Here is a 13,872-nt window from a genome sequence, read left to right as displayed (position 1 = left end):
ACATCCGGTTTTTCACAACGACGACGGCCACGATCTTACCTGGCTGCCGCTCGGGAGAGTTTATGTTGTTTGATAATAGCTGGCAGCGCGAACTGCCGGGTTTCTATACCCCACAGGCGCCTGCCGCGCTCAAGGGTGGCCGTCTGTTTTACCACAATGCGCCGCTGGCGCAGACGCTGGGCGTCGATTCGGCGCTTTTTAGCGGTGAAGGTCACGGCGTCTGGCACGGCGCCGCGTTGCTGCCGGGCATGGAGCCGCTGGCGCAGGTGTACAGCGGACATCAGTTTGGCGTCTGGGCCGGACAGCTTGGCGACGGCCGCGGCATTTTGCTGGGCGAACAGCGCCTCTCCGAGCAGAGCAAGGTAGACTGGCATCTGAAAGGCGCGGGACTGACGCCTTATTCGCGCATGGGCGATGGCCGAGCGGTAATCCGTTCTACGGTGCGAGAGTTTCTGGCGTCTGAGGCGCTGTTTCATCTGGGCATCCCCAGTACGCGCGCGTTAACTATTGCCATCAGCGACGAGCCGGTCTATCGCGAAACCCCTGAACGCGGGGCGACCCTGATGCGCATCGCCGAAAGCCATCTGCGCTTCGGCCATTTCGAACACTTCTTCTATAGCCAGCAGCAGGACAAAGTGCAGCAGCTGGCGGACTACGCTCTGCGTCACCACTGGCCGCACCTGGTCAACGAGGCGGATAAGTATCTTTTATGGTTTACGGACATCGTGGAGCGCACCGCGCGGCTGATCGCTCAGTGGCAAAGCGTCGGCTTCACCCACGGGGTCATGAATACCGATAACATGTCGCTGCTGGGGCTGACCATCGATTACGGCCCTTATGGCTTCCTGGACGATTATCAGCCCGGCTTTATCTGCAACCACAGCGACTATCAGGGACGCTACAGCTTTGAGAATCAGCCGATGATCGGCCTGTGGAACCTGAACCGGCTGGCGCACGCCCTGTCCGGCCTGCTCAGCGTTGAGCAACTCAAACAGGCGTTAAGCCGCTACGAGCCGGAGCTGATGCGGGAGTGGGGAGAGCGGATGCGCGCGAAGCTGGGCTTTACGCAGGCTGACAGCGGGGATAACGCGCTGCTGGTCGATCTGCTGTCGCTGATGACCCAGGAGCGCAGCGACTATACCCTGACATTCCGCCTGCTTAGCGACACCCAGCAGCAGGAGGCGCGCTCACCGCTGCGCGATGAGTTTATGGATCGCGAGGCGTTTGACGGCTGGTATCAGCGCTACCGGACGCGTCTGCTGCAGGAAGGCATTAGCGATGCGGAGCGCCAGCAGCGTATGAAAACCGCTAACCCGGCCGTGGTGCTGCGCAACTATCTGGCGCAGCAGGCCATTGAGGAGGCGGAAAAGGGCGAAAGCGGGGCGCTGGCGCGGCTGCATCAGGCGCTGCAACAGCCCTTTAGCGACGAGACGGCCGCAGAATACCGTCAGCGGCCGCCGGACTGGGGGAAAACGCTGGAGGTAAGCTGCTCCAGCTAACGGGTTAAAAGCGACTCTCTACCGCCTCGGCCAGCAGTGACAGCACGGTTTCGCTTTGCTGCCAGCCGAGGCAGGGATCGGTAATCGACTGGCCGTACACCAGCGGCTCACCCGCCACTACCTTCTGATTTCCCTCTTCGATAAAGCTTTCAATCATGACGCCCGCTACCGCGCGCGATCCGGCGCGGATTTGCTGCGCCACATCAGCAGCCACGTCCATCTGCCGGCGATGCTGCTTCAGGCAGTTGCCGTGGCTGAAGTCAATCACCAGCTGTTCCGGCAGATTAAATTCGCGCAGGCTGGCCGCCGCCGCCGCTACGTCCTCTGCATGGTAGTTGGGCGCTTTGCCGCCGCGCAGGATCACATGGCCGTGAGGATTGCCGCTGGTCTGATAAATCGTCATCTGACCGTTCTTATCGGGCGACAAAAACATATGGCTGGCGCGTGACGCGCGAATCGCATCGACTGCGATGCGAACGTTGCCGTCGGTGCCGTTTTTAAAGCCTACCGGACAGGAGAGCGCGGAGGCCATTTCGCGATGGATCTGACTTTCGGTGGTGCGCGCGCCAATGGCGCCCCAGCTGATCAGATCGGCGATAAACTGACCGGTAACCATATCGAGAAATTCGGTCGCGGTGGGTAGGCCGAGGCGGTTGATGTCCAGCAGTATCCGGCGCGCCAGACCGATACCGCGATTGACGTCGAAACTGCCGTCCAGATCGGGATCGGAGATCAGACCTTTCCAGCCCACCACGGTACGCGGCTTCTCGAAATAGGTGCGCATCACAATCTCAAGGCGATCGGCGTAGCGCGTGCGCAGCGCATTCAGGCGCTGCGCATAGTCGAGCGCCGCGCGCGGATCGTGCAACGAGCAAGGACCTGTTATCACCAGCAGACGCGCGTCTTCGCCGGTCAGGATGCGGGAGATGCGCTGGCGCGCCTGGGTGACAACGTTCGCAACGTCATCGGAGAGCGGGTGGTCTGCCGCCAGCGCGGCAGGGGTGATCAGGCTGCCGATGCGTGCCGTACGCAGTTCATCTGTTTTATTCATGAGGATCTCGAAAGCTTTTTCTTCGCAACGGTGACATACCGGGAAGTGATGATGCTCACAATAAATTATTAGCCTTCGAATGCAACCCTATAAACTGAAATGAAATTTTTTCTGACGGCAGCGGCGCTTTACATCAGGCTGCCGTCAGCGGCTCAGTACATACGGCGCGTCAGGCCCATAATGTCGAGAATTTTGGTGGCGATCTCCTCAACAGAGTAGTTAGTGCTGTTGAGATAGCGGATCTGGTGGGTACGAAACAGCGCTTCGACTTCGCCTACTTCCAGCCGACACTGGCGCATTGAGGCGTAACGGGTATTTTCCGCGCGCTCCTGGCGGATGGCGGCGAGACGTTCGGGATCGATGGTTAAACCAAACAGCTTATGCTGAAACGGGCGCAGCGCGGCGGGCAGCTTCAGGTTGTCCATATCGTCGGCGATAAAAGGGTAGTTGGCCGCGCGGATGCCAAACTGCATCGCCAGGTAGAGGCTGGTGGGGGTTTTACCGCAGCGCGACACGCCCAGCAGGATCACCTGCGCATCTTCCAGACCTCGCAGCGAGATGCCGTCATCGTGAGCAAGGGTGTAATCAATGGCGGCGATGCGCGCGTCATATTTACCCAGATTGCTGGCGTCCAGCCCGTGCGTCCGATGCGCCACCGGCGCGGGCGCCAGCCCCAGCTCTTCCTGCAAAGGGGCCACCAGCGCCTGCACAATATCCTGACAAAATCCCTCGCTCTGCATAATGATGTCACGGACTTCCGGCGTGACGATGGAAAAGAAGACCAGCGGGCGTACGCCGCTTTTCTGGTAGAGGGCGTTAATTTGCGCCTTAACTGCCTGAGCGCGCTGCACATTTTCGACAAAAGGCAGCGTAAGACTGTTGATGGCGACAGGGAACTGCGACAGCACTGCATGGCCCAGCACTTCCGCCGTAATCGCGGTGCCGTCTGAGATATAAAATACGCTTCTTTCGCTACTCATGAATATTTACCTTTCGCAGACAGGGACAGCAATTACGTTAGCAGCTTTAGGCCGCCAGTATGAACAAAATAAAAAATCCATATTTAAATAATGTGAACTTTCTATTTTTACGGACGGCGGCAGCGGAAACGCAGCCGTGAAATAATGAAATGTGGTTTTACTTTATCGGTTGCCTCCTCTGCCGTGTCGCCAGGAGAAATAGGCCTGCGGTTTGTTGCGCAACAGGAAATGCTTGCTAAGCTGCTGAAATCTAATCAAACGCAGCGGCATCAGAGAGTTAGCGAAAAATAGCCGCTTTGCGCAACAGCGGGTAATTATCAGAACAATTCCTAATTTGCTCGCCAGTTGGCGCTTTAACGATTCAACACTTAGTTATTATTTCGCCATTGTGCCAGGCTAATTTTGCGAATAGCAAAATGTTCCATGTGCCCATTCATTCTTAAAAGGATAATCCCGATGTCCATTACAGGCGAACAGCCGTTAGTGCTCTGGTATAACCAGCTTGGCATGCATGATGTCGATCGCGTGGGAGGAAAGAATGCCTCTCTGGGTGAAATGATTACTAATTTGTCGTCGCTGGGCGTTTCCGTGCCCAACGGCTATGCGACGACCTCTTATGCCTTTAATCAGTTCCTCGATCAGAGCGGCCTTAACCAGCGCATTTACGATTTACTGGACAAGACCAATGTTGATGACGTTGATGAACTGGCGAAAGCCGGTAAGCAGATCCGTCAGTGGGTCGTGGATACCCCGTTCCAGCCAGAGCTGGAAACGGCTATTCGCGAGGCTTACGAGCAGCTCTCTTCCGACGATGCGGAAGCGTCGTTCGCCGTGCGCTCCTCCGCCACGGCGGAAGATATGCCGGATGCCTCCTTCGCCGGTCAACAGGAGACCTTCCTTAACGTGCAGGGCTATGACGCGGTGATTATCGCCGTGAAGCACGTTTACGCCTCGCTGTTCAACGATCGCGCTATCTCCTACCGCGTGCATCAGGGCTATGACCATCGCGGCGTCGCGCTGTCGGCGGGCGTGCAGCGCATGGTGCGCTCCGATCTGGCGTCGTCAGGCGTGATGTTCACCATCGATACCGAGTCCGGCTTTGATCAGGTGGTGTTTATCACCTCGGCGTTTGGCCTGGGAGAGATGGTCGTGCAGGGCGCGGTCAACCCCGATGAGTTCTATGTCCATAAGCCGACGCTGGCGGCTAACCGCCCGGCTATCGTGCGCCGTAATATGGGATCGAAAAAAGTGCGGATGGTCTACGCCGACTCGCAGTCTCACGGCGAACAGGTGCGGATTGAGGATGTGCCGGAAAGCGAGCGCGACCGTTTCTCGCTGACTGATGAAGAGGTGCAGGCGCTGGCGCGGCAGGCGGTGCTGATCGAACAGCATTACCAACGCCCGATGGATATCGAATGGGCCAAAGACGGCCATACCGGAAAACTGTTTATCGTTCAGGCGCGTCCGGAAACCGTGCGTTCCAACGGTCAGGTGATGGAGCGCTATAACCTGCAAGGCAAAGGCAACGTGGTGGTGGAAGGGCGCGCTATCGGCCATCGCATTGGCGCAGGCGAAGTGAAGGTGATTCACGACATCAGCGAGATGAACCGTATTGAGAAAGGCGACGTGCTGGTTACCGATATGACCGACCCGGACTGGGAACCGATCATGAAAAAAGCCTCGGCAATCGTCACCAACCGCGGCGGCCGCACCTGCCACGCGGCGATTATCGCGCGCGAGCTGGGGATCCCGGCGGTAGTAGGCTGCGGCGACGCGACGGAACGTCTGAAAGATGGCAATAACGTGACCGTCTCCTGCGCGGAAGGCGATACCGGCTACGTCTATAGCGATCTGCTGGATTTCGAAGTCACCAGTTCGCAGGTGGATGAGATGCCCGCGCTCCCGCTGAAAATCATGATGAACGTGGGCAATCCCGATCGCGCGTTCGACTTCGCCTGCCTGCCAAACGAAGGCGTAGGCCTGGCGCGGCTGGAGTTTATTATCAACCGCATGATTGGCGTGCATCCCAAAGCGCTGCTGGAGTTCGAGCAGCAAACGCCGGAGCTGCAACAGCAGATTCGCGCCATGATGAAGGGCTTTGACGATCCGGTTGAATTCTATATCGCCCGCCTGACGGAGGGGATCGCTACGCTGGGAGCCGCCTTTGCGCCAAAACGTGTGATTGTGCGCCTTTCGGACTTTAAATCGAATGAGTACGCCAATTTAGTCGGCGGCGAGCGTTACGAGCCGGAAGAAGAGAACCCAATGCTGGGCTTCCGCGGCGCCGGCCGCTATGTCGCGGACAGCTTCCGTGACTGCTTCGCGCTGGAGTGTGAGGCGGTTAAGCGTGTTCGCAATGAAATGGGACTCACCAACGTCGAAATCATGATCCCCTTCGTGCGTACCGTGGCGCAGGCGGAGGCGGTGGTCGATGAGCTGGCGCGTCAGGGGCTGAAGCGCGGCGAAAACGGGCTGAAGGTGATTATGATGTGCGAAATCCCCTCCAACGCCCTGCTGGCCGAGCAGTTCCTGGCGCACTTTGACGGCTTCTCTATTGGATCGAACGACATGACACAGCTCGCGCTGGGCCTGGACCGCGACTCTGGCGTGGTCTCCGCCCTGTTTGACGAGCGCAACGACGCGGTCAAGGCGCTGCTGTCGATGGCGATTCAGGCGGCGAAGAAGCAGGGAAAATATGTCGGTATCTGCGGGCAGGGACCTTCCGACCATCAGGACTTTGCAGCCTGGCTAATGGAAGAGGGCATCGACAGCCTGTCACTCAACCCGGATACCGTGGTGGAAACCTGGCTATCGCTGGCGGAGTTAAGCAAAACCGCATGATTTCACAGAGAAAATAGTCATACAGAGGCCAGCTTTGCTGGCCTTTTTACTTTTCTTCGGCCAAAAAAAAAGCCCATCACAGGGGATGGGCAAAGACTACACACAGCAATTCTTCACTTTACTCAGGGGAAAAAGGTTGTTTAAAAATCAGTGGGTTGATTTCAAACTATGGAATCATGTTATTCACCGCGCCGCTCTGAGTCTTTAAGAATCCTCTTATTAGTTTAAAGCCAGTAAACTTTTGTCACGTCTTTTATGGGAAAAGTCAGGCAATACAGTGTGAAAAATAAACTATTCGCCGCAGATATGCGGCCTCATGGCCGAAATCTGCGTTTTTTCTTAAAAGCTGCTAATGAAAAAAAATATTTACGTGACGAAAATGAATCAGGGCAGTTAACTGCCCTTACGCCTGCTTCAGGAAGGCAAATGCTCGTCATCGTGGTCAGACAAAATATCCACCACGCTCGCCGGATCGTCCGAAGGCGCCGGCGCCTCATGCATCCAGACGGAAACCAGTCGATAGGAGACTGCCAGCACGACGGGACCGATAAACAGGCCAATCAGGCCAAAGGCTACCAGTCCGCCGATAACGCCTGAAAGGATCAAAATCATCGGCAGATCGGCACCCATTCTAATCAGCACCGGACGCAGCACGTTATCCAGCGTGCCGACCACGCAGCTCCAGATCAGCAGCACCGTGCCCCAGGTGGTGTCGCCGCTCCAGTAGAGCCAGACAATAGCAGGAACCAGCACGATAAGTGGCCCGATTTGTACCAGACAGCAGAGGATCATCAGCACGGTGAGCAGCGTGGCGTAGGGAATGCCGGAGAGCGCCAGTCCGATGCCGCCTAACACGCCCTGTACCAGCGCCGTTACCACCACGCCCAGCGCGACGGCGCGAATAGCCTGACCGGCCAGCAGCACCGTGGCGTCGCCGCGACGACCCGCCATGCGAAAAGCGAAATGGCGGATCCCCTGCGCCGCCTGCTCGCCGCGCCAGAACAGCAGCGCGCTGAACAGCAGCATCACGCCCAGATGGATCATCAGTCGGCCAAAATGGCCCGCCTGCGCCACAAAAAAGCCGGTGGTGCGGCCAACGTAGGGTTGCAGCTTGGCCATAACGGCGGAGCCGCCGCCCGCAATCAGTTTGTGGTAGCTGGAGAAGAGTTTATCGCCAATCGCCGGAACATCGTTGAGCCACAGCAGCTTCGGCATCTCCATATGGCCCTGAGTCGCCCAGGCGATCACGGGCGCGCTGTTGTCAATCAGGCTGTTAACCAGCAGCGTGGTCGGAATAATAAACAGCAGCAGCAGCAGCAGCGTCATGACGATGACCGCCAGCGAGCGCCGGTTCCAGAGCAGTCGCTGCACGCGCAGCATCAGCGGCCAGGTAGCAATGACCACCATACTCGCCCAGGCAAACCCTAAAATAAAAGGCTGTACTATCCAGATGCAGGCGACGATCATCAATAAGATAAACATCAGCGTAAACAGCATCTGCGGCAAATCCGTGGTGCGGTGCAGATTTTTCATAACTGATAACGACCTCAAATAATCCTTCATTAAAGGGCAAACAGGCCCGACCTAATGATGAGCTATTTTGCCGGCATTAAACAGAGCATTAAGAAGGGGTTTTTCCCCATTCTGAAAAAACAGCCAGCGGCATAAAAATGTGTTAAAACGGAGCGTTCAGACAAATAAAGACAACGCAAACGTATACAACATCCTGGTCTTACAACAATGATCCCACAGATTTCTCAGGCGCCTGGCCTTGTTCAGCGGGTGCTGACATTCCTTGAAGCGCTACAAGCGCAGGGTTTCACCGGCGACACCGCCACCAGCTATGCCGACCGCCTGTTAATGTCCACCGATAACAGTATTTATCAGCTGTTGCCGGATGCGGTGCTGTTTCCCCGTTCCACTGCTGATGTGGCGCTGATCGCGCGCGTAGCGGGCGAGGAACGATTCAGAGAGCTGATCTTTACGCCGCGCGGCGGCGGTACCGGCACCAATGGCCAGTCGCTGAATCAGGGCATTGTGGTGGACATGTCGCGCCATATGAACCGTATCCTGGAGATTAACCCTGAGCAGGGCTGGGTGCGCGTCGAGGCGGGCGTCGTTAAGGATCAGCTTAACGCGTGGCTTAAGCCTTACGGCTTCTTCTTTTCGCCAGAGCTGTCCACCAGCAACCGCGCCACGCTGGGCGGGATGATCAATACGGACGCCTCTGGTCAGGGTTCGCTGGTCTACGGGAAAACCTCGGACCACGTGCTGGGGCTACGCGCGGTCTTGCTCGGCGGCGATATTCTCGATACCCGGCCGATGGCCACGGCGCTGGCGGAAACCCTGGCGCAGACGCCGACGCCGGAAGGACGCATCTACCAGCAGGTGCTGACGCGATGCCGTGAACAGCGCGCGCTGATACTGGAAAAATTTCCAAAGCTTAACCGCTTCCTGACCGGTTACGACCTGCGTCATGTGTTTAGCGACGACATGCAGACTTTCGATCTGACGCGCATTCTGTGCGGCGCGGAAGGCACGCTGGCGTTTATCACCGAGGCGCGGCTCGACATTACGCCGATCCCGAAAGTGCGCCGCCTGGTGAATATCAAGTACGACTCGTTCGATTCTGCTCTGCGCAACGCGCCGCTGATGGTGGAGGCCAGAGCGCTGTCGGTTGAAACCGTAGACTCAAAAGTGCTGAACCTGGCGCGGGAAGACATTGTCTGGCACTCGGTGCGCGAGCTGATTACCGATGTGCCGGATCAGGAGATGCTCGGCCTGAACATCGTGGAGTTTGCTGGCGACGACGGCGCGCTGATTGAGCAGCAGGTAAGCGCGCTCTGCGCGCGGCTGGATAGCCTGATGGCGCAGCGCGAGGGCGGCGTTATCGGCTATCAGCTGTGTCAGGATCTCGACGGCATTGAGCGCATCTATAACATGCGTAAAAAGGCGGTAGGGTTGCTGGGCAACGCCAAAGGCCGCGCCAAACCGATTCCTTTTGTGGAAGATACCGCCGTGCCGCCGGAAAACCTTGCCGACTACATCGTTGAGTTTCGCGCGCTGCTCGATAGCCACGGTCTGAGCTACGGCATGTTTGGCCACGTGGATGCAGGCGTGCTGCATGTGCGTCCGGCGCTCGATATGTGCGATCCGCAGCAAGAGATGCTGATGAAAACGCTTTCGGACGAGGTGGTGGCGCTCACCGCGCGCTACGGCGGACTGCTGTGGGGCGAGCATGGCAAAGGCTTTCGCGCCCAGTACAGCCCGGCGTTTTTTGGTGAAACCCTGTTCGGTGAACTGCGCAACATTAAGGCGGCGTTCGATCCCGCTAATCGCATGAACCCTGGCAAAATCTGTACGCCGACAGGCAGCAATGAGCCGATGATGCAGGTCGATGCCGTGAAGCGCGGCAGCTATGACCGCCAGATCCCGCTGACGGTGCGCAGCGACTGGCGCGGCGCGATGGAGTGCAACGGCAACGGTCTCTGTTTCAACTTTGACGCGCGCAGCCCGATGTGCCCGTCAATGAAGATTACCCGCAACCGCATTCATTCGCCAAAAGGACGCGCCACCCTGACGCGCGAGTGGCTGCGTCTGCTGGCGGAGCAGGGCGTCGATCCGCTCCAGCTGGAGCGGCAGCTGCCGGAAAATCAGCTTTCGCTGCGCGCCCTGATCGGCCGCATGCGTAACAGCTGGCACGCCAGCAAAGGGGAATATGACTTCTCTCACGAGGTGCATGAGGCGATGTCCGGCTGTCTGGCCTGTAAAGCCTGTTCGACCCAGTGCCCGATAAAGATTGACGTGCCGGACTTCCGCGCGCGCTTTTTACAGCTTTACCATACGCGCTATCTGCGTCCGGTCAGCGACCACCTGGTCGCGGCGGTGGAAAGCTATGCGCCGCTGATGGCAAAGGCCCCCAGGACCTTTAATTTCTTCCTAAAACAGCCGTGGATGCGCGAGCTGAGCAAAAACCATATCGGCATGGTGGATCTTCCGCTGCTGTCGTCGCCGTCGCTGAAACAGGAGCTGAGCGGCCATCCGGCGATGAGTATGACGCTGGAGAAGCTGGAGGCGCTGAGCGCCGAGCAGCGCGCCGGAACGGTGCTGGTGGTGCAGGATCCCTTTACCAGTTTCTATGAGGCGCGGCTGATTACCGATTTTATTCGCCTGATCGAAAAGCTGGGTCTGCGTCCGGTGCTGTTGCCTTTTATGCCTAACGGTAAGGCGCAGCACGTGAAGGGCTTCCTACAGCGCTTCGCGCGCACCGCAGGCAAAACGGCGGACTTCCTTAATCGCGTGGCGAAGCTGGGAATGCCGATGGTGGGCGTCGATCCCGCGACGGTGCTCTGCTATCGCGACGAATATAAGCAGACGCTCGGCGACAGGCGCGGCGATTTTCATGTGCAGCTGGTGCATGAGTGGCTGCGCGATGTGGTCAGCGCGCGTAACGTGCAGCAGCAGGGCGGCGAAAGCTGGTATCTGTTTGCGCACTGCACCGAGGTGACGGCGCTGCCGGGCGCGCCAGGGCAGTGGCAGGACATCTTCTCCCGCTTTGGCGCGAAGCTGGAAAACATTAACGTCGGCTGCTGCGGCATGGCGGGCACCTACGGGCACGAAAGCAAAAACCTTGATAACTCGCTGGGCATTTACGCGCTGTCATGGCATCCGCAGCTGCAAAAGCTGCCGCGTCAGCGCTGCCTGGCGACGGGTTTTTCCTGCCGCAGCCAGGTAAAGAGGGTAGAAGGCAACGGCATGCGCCATCCGTTACAGGCGCTGCTGGAATTAATCCCCTAAAATTGCGCGCGACGTCACAGCGCGGCTGGATTAGAATATCCAGCCCGCGTGACGCATGAAGTCGCTTTGCAACGCGGTCGCTTTATCCCACTCTCCGACCAGCGCCAGCTGATGGCACAGGCGGGTAAGGGACAGGCGCGCCAGCTGGCAGGCCTGAAGGCGGAACAGGCGATCGCGTTTGCTGTTGCCCATCTCCTGCATCAGGCGATGGTGTAGTCTGCCCAGAGCGTGCAGATAGCTCTGATCGTCTCCGTTGATTTGGCAAACTTCCGCCATATCCAGACAGGTGTCGTTAAACTGACGCAGCTGATGAATGGAACAGTCTGCCCGGTCGAGCTTTGCCTGAGCCATATAAAAATCGACAGTGAGATCGCGTATCGCGAATTTATAGTCGTCGATTTTATGCTGTAACCAGGCGGAGACGGAAAGCGCCACGGAGACACCTCAGGTTGATAATGATAATAATTATCATATTCAACTGGGTCGGGATTGCAATCGGTCAGGTAAAAAATTTACATGATTTACTTAGCCTGTTAATAAAATCGGTAAGAACAATCCTGGCGCGCAAGATAAAGGCGTAACCTATCAATAGGAAATTATTAATAACTGGCTGAAAAATTTTTTACGTAATTTTAACAAGTTAGGCTACAGGGTTCCGCGCGCGCAGCCCTGCCGCAAAGGGCTGTGAAGCAGCTATGCTTAATAAAGCAGCAGTAAAAAACAGCACGAGATGATTATCCCTGCAAAACAAGAGGTTGAAGTGATCGCCCAGATCCTTACCATAGAGGGATAGCCTGAAAAGGTCCGGACTTACGAGGTATCAACATGGCATCTGTAAATGCAGCAACCTTCTCTCCTGATGACTTCATCTGGAAAGGAGTCACGCTGACTGATTCCGCCGCAAAGCAAATTCTGACTCTGGTCGCGCAGGACCCTGAAGTTAAAGGCCTGCACCTGGGGGTGAAACAATCCGGCTGCGCCGGTTTTGGTTATGTCATGGATTTGGTGAAAGAGCCTGCCGATGACGATCTGCAATTTACACATAACGGCGCAACGCTCTATGTGCCGCTTCAGGCGATGCCCTTTATTGACGGCACCGAAGTGGATTATGTCCGCGAAGGCCTGAACCAGATCTTTAAATTTAATAACCCTAAAGCTCAGCACGCCTGCGGGTGCGGTGAAAGCTTTGGCGTCGAGTAAGTGAAATATGTCACGACACAGCGAAGCATCTGACGATGTACAAATGTGGGAAGGCAAGCTCAATTATAAAGAGGGCTTCTTTACCCAGTTGCAAACCGACGAAATGGCGCACGGCATCAACGAAGATGTGGTGCGCGCGATCTCGGCTAAGCGTAACGAGCCAGAGTGGATGCTGGAGTTTCGTCTTAAAGCCTTTCGCGCCTGGCTCGAAATGGAAGAGCCGCACTGGCTGAAAGCGCACTATGACAAACTGGATTATCAGGATTACAGCTACTATTCGGCCCCGTCCTGCGGCAACTGCGACGACAGCTGCGCTTCAGAGCCAGGCGCGTTGCAGTCTTCGGGCGTGGAAGAGACGAATAACTATCTGACGCAGGAAGTGGAAAAAGCCTTCGATCAGCTCGGCGTACCGGTCCGCGAAGGGCGCGAAGTGGCGGTCGATGCGATTTTCGACTCGGTTTCCGTCGCGACTACCTACCGCAGCAAGCTGGCGGAACAGGGCATTATTTTCTGTTCGTTCGGCGAAGCCATTCAGGAACATCCTGAGCTGGTGCAGCAGTATCTGGGCACCGTGGTGCCGGCTAACGACAACTTCTTCGCGGCGCTGAACTCTGCGGTTGCCTCTGACGGCACCTTTGTGTACATCCCGAAAGGGGTGCGCTGCCCGATGGAGCTGTCGACCTATTTCCGCATCAACGCGGCGAAAACCGGTCAGTTTGAGCGCACTATCCTGATTGCCGACGAAGACAGCTATGTCAGCTATATCGAAGGCTGTTCTGCGCCGGTGCGCGACAGCTATCAGCTGCACGCGGCGGTGGTGGAAGTGATCATCCACAAAAACGCGGAAGTTAAATATTCTACCGTGCAGAACTGGTTCCCGGGCGGCGAAGGCGAGGGCGGCATCCTTAACTTCGTGACCAAGCGCGCGTTGTGTGAAGGCGAGAACAGCAAAATGTCCTGGACGCAGTCCGAGACCGGCTCCGCCATTACCTGGAAATATCCAAGCTGCATCCTGCGCGGCGATAACTCTATCGGCGAATTTTACTCGGTCGCCCTGACCAGCGGCCGTCAGCAGGCCGATACCGGCACCAAGATGATTCACATCGGCAAAAATACCAAATCGACCATTATCTCGAAGGGCATCTCGGCCGGTAAGAGCCAGAACACCTATCGTGGTCTGGTAAAAATCATGCCGACCGCCACCAACGCCCGTAACTTTACGCAGTGTGACTCGATGCTGATCGGTCCGGACTGCGGCGCGCATACCTTCCCCTATGTGGAAACGCGCAACAACACCGCCCAGCTGGAGCATGAGGCGACCACCTCGCGCATCGGCGAAGATCAGCTGTTCTACTGCCTTCAGCGCGGAATCAGCGAAGAAGACGCGATCTCCATGATCGTTAACGGCTTCTGTAAAGATGTTTTCTCTGAGCTGCCGCTGGAATTTGCCGTGGAAGCACAAAAACTGTTAGCCATCAGCCTTGAGCACAGTGTGGGCTGATGC

9 protein-coding genes and 1 other RNA gene are annotated in these 13,872 nt (G+C 57.1%); 5 read left to right on the top strand and 5 right to left on the bottom strand.

Annotated elements, in window-relative coordinates; translation table 11 throughout:
• Positions 1–62: 62 nt before the first annotated feature.
• A complete protein-coding gene (locus tag BBB56_RS15225) occupies positions 63–1,499 on the top strand; it encodes a protein adenylyltransferase SelO (protein ID WP_123801783.1) in 1,437 nt (478 codons plus the stop codon).
• A 4-nt stretch (positions 1,500–1,503) separates the two neighbouring features.
• On the opposite strand, the gene BBB56_RS15220 is transcribed toward BBB56_RS15225, so the two are convergent.
• A complete protein-coding gene (locus tag BBB56_RS15220) occupies positions 1,504–2,550 on the bottom strand; it encodes a 3-deoxy-7-phosphoheptulonate synthase (protein ID WP_123801782.1) in 1,047 nt (348 codons plus the stop codon).
• Positions 2,551–2,702: 152 nt separating this feature from the next.
• Positions 2,703–3,530 carry a posphoenolpyruvate synthetase regulatory kinase/phosphorylase PpsR gene (gene ppsR, locus BBB56_RS15215; RefSeq protein WP_370661864.1) on the bottom strand — a complete coding sequence of 276 codons (828 nt, stop codon included), beginning with the start codon at positions 3,528–3,530 and terminating at the stop codon, positions 2,703–2,705.
• A gap of 456 nt (positions 3,531–3,986) precedes the next feature.
• Between ppsR and ppsA the strand changes: the two genes are divergently transcribed.
• The gene (gene ppsA / locus BBB56_RS15210) at positions 3,987–6,371 is read left to right on the top strand and encodes a phosphoenolpyruvate synthase (protein ID WP_123801780.1); all 2,385 of its coding nucleotides are present in this window, start codon (positions 3,987–3,989) and stop codon (positions 6,369–6,371) included.
• Positions 6,372–6,432: 61 nt separating this feature from the next.
• Here ppsA and rprA read toward each other — a convergent pair.
• Together rprA and ydiK are read right to left on the bottom strand one after the other, a co-directional pair.
• Positions 6,433–6,541: antisense sRNA RprA (gene rprA / locus BBB56_RS15205), an RNA gene on the bottom strand.
• Positions 6,542–6,785: 244 nt separating this feature from the next.
• Positions 6,786–7,904, bottom strand: coding sequence for an AI-2E family transporter YdiK (ydiK, locus tag BBB56_RS15200; protein ID WP_123801779.1), 1,119 nt, complete (start codon positions 7,902–7,904; stop codon positions 6,786–6,788).
• Positions 7,905–8,111: 207 nt separating this feature from the next.
• Between ydiK and ydiJ the strand changes: the two genes are divergently transcribed.
• Complete coding sequence (gene ydiJ / locus BBB56_RS15195) at positions 8,112–11,168, top strand: D-2-hydroxyglutarate dehydrogenase YdiJ (protein ID WP_123801778.1); 3,057 nt, start codon at positions 8,112–8,114, stop codon at positions 11,166–11,168.
• A gap of 30 nt (positions 11,169–11,198) precedes the next feature.
• On the opposite strand, the gene BBB56_RS15190 is transcribed toward ydiJ, so the two are convergent.
• Entirely contained in the window at positions 11,199–11,603 is a 405-nt protein-coding gene (locus tag BBB56_RS15190; protein ID WP_123801777.1) for a hypothetical protein, read from the bottom strand.
• A 390-nt stretch (positions 11,604–11,993) separates the two neighbouring features.
• On the opposite strand from BBB56_RS15190, the gene sufA reads away from it, so the two are divergent.
• Together sufA and sufB are read left to right on the top strand one after the other, a co-directional pair.
• A complete protein-coding gene (gene sufA / locus BBB56_RS15185; RefSeq protein ID WP_123801776.1) occupies positions 11,994–12,368 on the top strand; it encodes a Fe-S cluster assembly scaffold SufA in 375 nt (124 codons plus the stop codon).
• A gap of 7 nt (positions 12,369–12,375) precedes the next feature.
• On the top strand, positions 12,376–13,869 hold the full coding sequence (gene sufB, locus BBB56_RS15180; RefSeq protein ID WP_123801775.1) for a Fe-S cluster assembly protein SufB: 1,494 nt from the start codon (positions 12,376–12,378) through the stop codon (positions 13,867–13,869).
• Positions 13,870–13,872: the final 3 nt, after the last annotated feature.

The sequence above is a fragment of the Candidatus Pantoea deserta genome (assembly GCF_003813865.1).
Lineage (GTDB): Bacteria > Pseudomonadota > Gammaproteobacteria > Enterobacterales > Enterobacteriaceae > Pantoea > Pantoea deserta.
Note: the sequence above shows the minus strand (reverse complement) of the source record. Positions and strands in the feature narration are given on the sequence as shown.